This is a genomic window from Desulfobacter sp. UBA2225 (assembly GCF_002348205.1).
Lineage (GTDB): Bacteria > Desulfobacterota > Desulfobacteria > Desulfobacterales > Desulfobacteraceae > Desulfobacter > Desulfobacter postgatei.
Genome location: NZ_DDYV01000121.1, coordinates 1 through 3,840 on the forward strand (window position 1 = coordinate 1; position 3,840 = coordinate 3,840).

5 protein-coding genes are annotated in these 3,840 nt (G+C 49.5%); 2 read left to right on the forward strand and 3 right to left on the reverse strand.

The annotated features are described in order from the left end of the window. The first annotated feature begins 131 nt into the window (after positions 1–131). Positions 132–896 (forward strand): substrate-binding periplasmic protein, encoded by a 765-nt coding sequence (locus B3D59_RS06490; protein ID WP_286818509.1) that lies wholly within the window; start codon positions 132–134, stop codon positions 894–896. A gap of 170 nt (positions 897–1,066) precedes the next feature. Next, positions 1,067–1,954 carry an acyl-CoA thioesterase II gene (gene tesB, locus B3D59_RS06495; protein ID WP_286818510.1) on the forward strand — a complete coding sequence of 296 codons (888 nt, stop codon included), beginning with the start codon at positions 1,067–1,069 and terminating at the stop codon, positions 1,952–1,954. Positions 1,955–1,971: 17 nt separating this feature from the next. Here the strand turns inward: tesB and B3D59_RS06500 are convergent, their stop codons facing one another. From B3D59_RS06500 to B3D59_RS06510, 3 genes are all read right to left on the reverse strand, one after another. After that, the gene (locus tag B3D59_RS06500; protein ID WP_286818511.1) at positions 1,972–2,364 is read right to left on the reverse strand and encodes a hypothetical protein; all 393 of its coding nucleotides are present in this window, start codon (positions 2,362–2,364) and stop codon (positions 1,972–1,974) included. Positions 2,365–2,367: 3 nt separating this feature from the next. Further along, positions 2,368–3,417, reverse strand: coding sequence for a prolipoprotein diacylglyceryl transferase family protein (locus B3D59_RS06505; RefSeq protein ID WP_286818512.1), 1,050 nt, complete (start codon positions 3,415–3,417; stop codon positions 2,368–2,370). Then, positions 3,417–3,840: phosphatidylserine decarboxylase (locus B3D59_RS06510; RefSeq protein ID WP_286818513.1), on the reverse strand; the 424-nt coding region annotated here is incomplete at its 5' end. The genes B3D59_RS06510 and B3D59_RS06505, both read right to left, overlap by 1 nt.

Sequence of the window (3,840 nt, forward strand, 5' to 3'; positions counted from 1 at the left end):
ACCACGGTTAAGTGGGGTGCTACCATATCTTTTTGTAATCCCGCCCAAAATCAGATATAATTACACATTAGTTAATGCCTGAACCGAACCCGTGAAGCCTGTACCGTACGAAACTGATAAAAAGGAGCTTTATGTTTAAATTCTTTTGCAGACGCATTGTTCTATTTATAGGCTTTATTTTTTTCTTCGCAGCACCCTGTGCCGGAAATGACCCGGTACTTAGACTTGCCACAGATCCCTGGCCCCCCTATTCCATAGGACGGGAAGGCGAGGCGCTGGAAAGCGGATATGCGTTTGATATCGGCACAGAGGTGAGCAAACGCATCCATTGCAAATTCAAGGCAGATCTTCTGCCATGGAAGCGGGTGCTGGCCTGCATGGAAAAAGGAACCTACGATATTACCTTTCCCATTCAAAACAAGCCGGAAAGAAAGTCGTTCATGGTTTTTACGAATGTGATTGTTGAGGACCGGGTTTTTATATGGCACCTGAAAGCGGGCAAAGACCAGCTACCCGGGTGGCAAACCATTGATGATCTCAAACCTTACACAATAGGTATTGTTTCAGGATATACCTACCAGGACAAGATGGACCAGGCCATTGAAAACGGCTTCATAAAAACGGAAAAAGTCAACCTGGCAGAATACAACTTTAAAAAACTTTTAGGGAAACGATTCGATGCTTTTTTGGAAAGCGAATCCGTTGTGATGAGCTTCTTTCAAAAGTATCCGGAATACAGTAAGCAGATCACCCACGCACCCCAAATTGTATCCAAGGATCTTTTCAGAATCGGAATCTCAAAAAATTCACCGTTTGCAGACCTCCTTCCGGAGATCAACAGGGTGATTGAGGAGATGAAAGGGGATGGAACCATTGACAGGATTATGAATAGATAAATCCATAAAATAAGAATGTTAAATAAAAAAATAAGTTCACGCCAGGATATGGATGAAATCAAAACATTGTCCAACGATGCAAAGGACCTGTTCGTGGACATCATAGAGACGATGTAATGCCGTTTGCCAGATCATATAATTCGAAAACCACCCATATATAGGGAAACATCATGACAGATGGTATCAGACAAAATGTACTCAAAGAGCTTTTGGGGCTGCTCAGCCTGGAAAAAATTGAAGAGGACATCTTTCGGGGCCAGAGCCAGGACCTGGGTTACGGAGCCGTATTCGGCGGCCAGGTCCTGGGTCAGGCCTTGTCTGCAGCATCCCGAACAGCACCGGACCATCTTTGTGCCCACAGCCTGCACGGATACTTCCTTCGGGCCGGAGATGCCGCCTGCCCCATTGTCTATATGGTGGAGCGCACCCGGGACGGCCACTCGTTCAGCACCCGGCGAGTCAAGGCCGTACAGAAGGGCCGGACTATCTTTTCCATGTCAACATCATTTCACAAATATGAAGAAGGCTTTCAGCACCAGGACCCCATGCCCGAGGTTGATGGCCCTGAGGGCGTGGAAAGTGATTACAATAAAATTTTACGCCATGCAAAAAAACTCCCTGAAGACATCGCAAAAAAATTATTGTCTCCCAATCCCATTGAACTGCGGGTGCTCAATCCGTTAAATCCCTTTCATCCCGTTCCCATGCCGCCGGACAAATATGTCTGGTTCAGGGCCACCGGCCCTTTGCCTGACGATGCCGCAATTCACAGGTACATGCTGGCCTATGCTTCGGATTTTCACCTGGTCCCCACAGCCCTTTATCCCCATGGCAAAACCTTCTGGTCGCCGGACATGCAGGTGGCAAGCCTGGATCATGCCATCTGGTTCCACAGGGATTTCAGGATGGATGACTGGCTTCTTTATGTGATTCACAGTCCCAGTGCAGCCATGGCCCGGTGTCTTAACCACGGTTCCATCTACACCCGGGACGGCAGGCTTGTGGCCAGTGTGGCCCAGGAAGGACTGATCAGAAAGGTAGACAAAAACAAAGCATAAGGCGAACCTTTCGCTGTTCACTGCTTTTCTGCGATCAAACCCGCCCTGATTGTGCGTATCAGATTTGCCAGCATCAGTAAAATCAAAACCCAGAAGACTACCCAAGCGGCTGTGTCAAATTGTGGCCCACCTGCAACGGCGGCATACACATAGGGCAACAGGGTATTAATCAGCACCATGATTCCCCAGAAAAGGACCTTGGGCCATGCCATGACCCGGCCGGTCAGGGAATTGACCAGACGGGCACAGCCTACAATAAACCCGGGCACGGTGATCATGTCAAAAAACAGAAATACCAGGGGATCAATCCCCCGGCTTTCCAGAAGGCCTTTGAACAGGAGATACTTTACAATATCGTAGCACCACAGAAAGCATATCCCCCCCAATTCATGGCGCCTTCTAATTTTCATCAATTAGATGTTGTCTTTGACTACATGAAAAGAAATTTTCGATGCCGTAACAGTGCTTCGGCCCGAATGAAGAAAGGAGACAACCCAGACACCCTGGAAAAACAGAATCATACCCGGATCCCACAGGGCTTTAAATCCTTTATCCAGGGAAACGGCTACCTCGGGATCAGGGAAAAAGGCCAGCACCCCGATGGTATAAGCAATGGCTGCAAGGGCCATAATCTGGTACACGGAAAATTTGCGTTCACCCCTGAAGTCTGCCCTGAAAAACTCAGAGACCACGCGCCAGACCTGGGTTACCACAAGGGTTTCCACAAGGGCGGTTCCGGCAAAACCCCGGAGAAACAGCAAGGTGCCGACAAGGCCGGATATCGCATAAATCACGGCGGTAATAATCTGGATGGGAATCATCTTTTCACCGGCCAGACCCGATGCATAGGCCGCTTTTTTGGTATCACCTGTAAAGACCACATTAAAATGCTCGAACAGTTTCTGGGTGCGCTCGGAACACCGGCTCAACGGCTTGCCGTAACAGCAGCCAAAGCTTAAACAGGCAAGACGTCCCAAAGACTCTCCAAACGTATATCCAATGCTTAAACAGGCCATCATCACAGCAACAGGCAGATGAAAGTTGAAGGCTGTGCCCAACGTGGCATTCACCAGCATGATGATCCAGGGCGCAGTCACCACACCGGCAAACACGGCCCCGCCAATGGTCAGGGTGGCTTTTTTCTTTTCAACAAGCCGGGCAACAACTTTAGAGGCGGGAATGGTCACCGCCAGCAGCAGAACAGTCAACAGCACCAGGACAGAAATGGGCATCCCGGCCGATGCGGCCAGAATCACGGCCATGATCACGCCAAAGGTATACGCATTGGCGGACAAAAGCCCGTACCAGGTCAGATTCATCCCCCGCCACTGCCCCTGATCCAGCTTCTCTAAAGGAAACGCCGCCACCATCTGCCATTTCTCTTTGGGCAAAGTTTTAAATCCCCAACTCAGTACAACACCAATCAGCAGACCCAGCCCAACAACAAAAAAAATGATATCCATTACAAATCTCCAAACGCTGCAGTTTCACCACAAGGGCAGGCATGACCGATACCTGAACGCACGGTCACTTCGGTTTCCACAAGGGGTCTGCCAAACCCTTCACTGAAACGGCTGCTCACGTCGGTGCGAACCTGGTTTTCCAGTAAGTCTTCGGAAAAACAGATGCGCTGTTTTTGAAATATAACAATGGTTGTGGAAGACCCCGGACGGTAAAGGCTTTTGGGACAACCCTTTTCCATAAAAAGTCCGGGCACCACAACCCGGGGCTTTTCATATCCCTTTTGACTGTAGCACTGGACAATTCTCCCGATCATCATGGCCACCACTTCCACCATGCACACAAGCCCGCATCCGGTACCTCCGGGTACATCCGTATCAATGATGGTGACCACCCGCCGGTTTTTAGAATAGGGTGTGACCTCC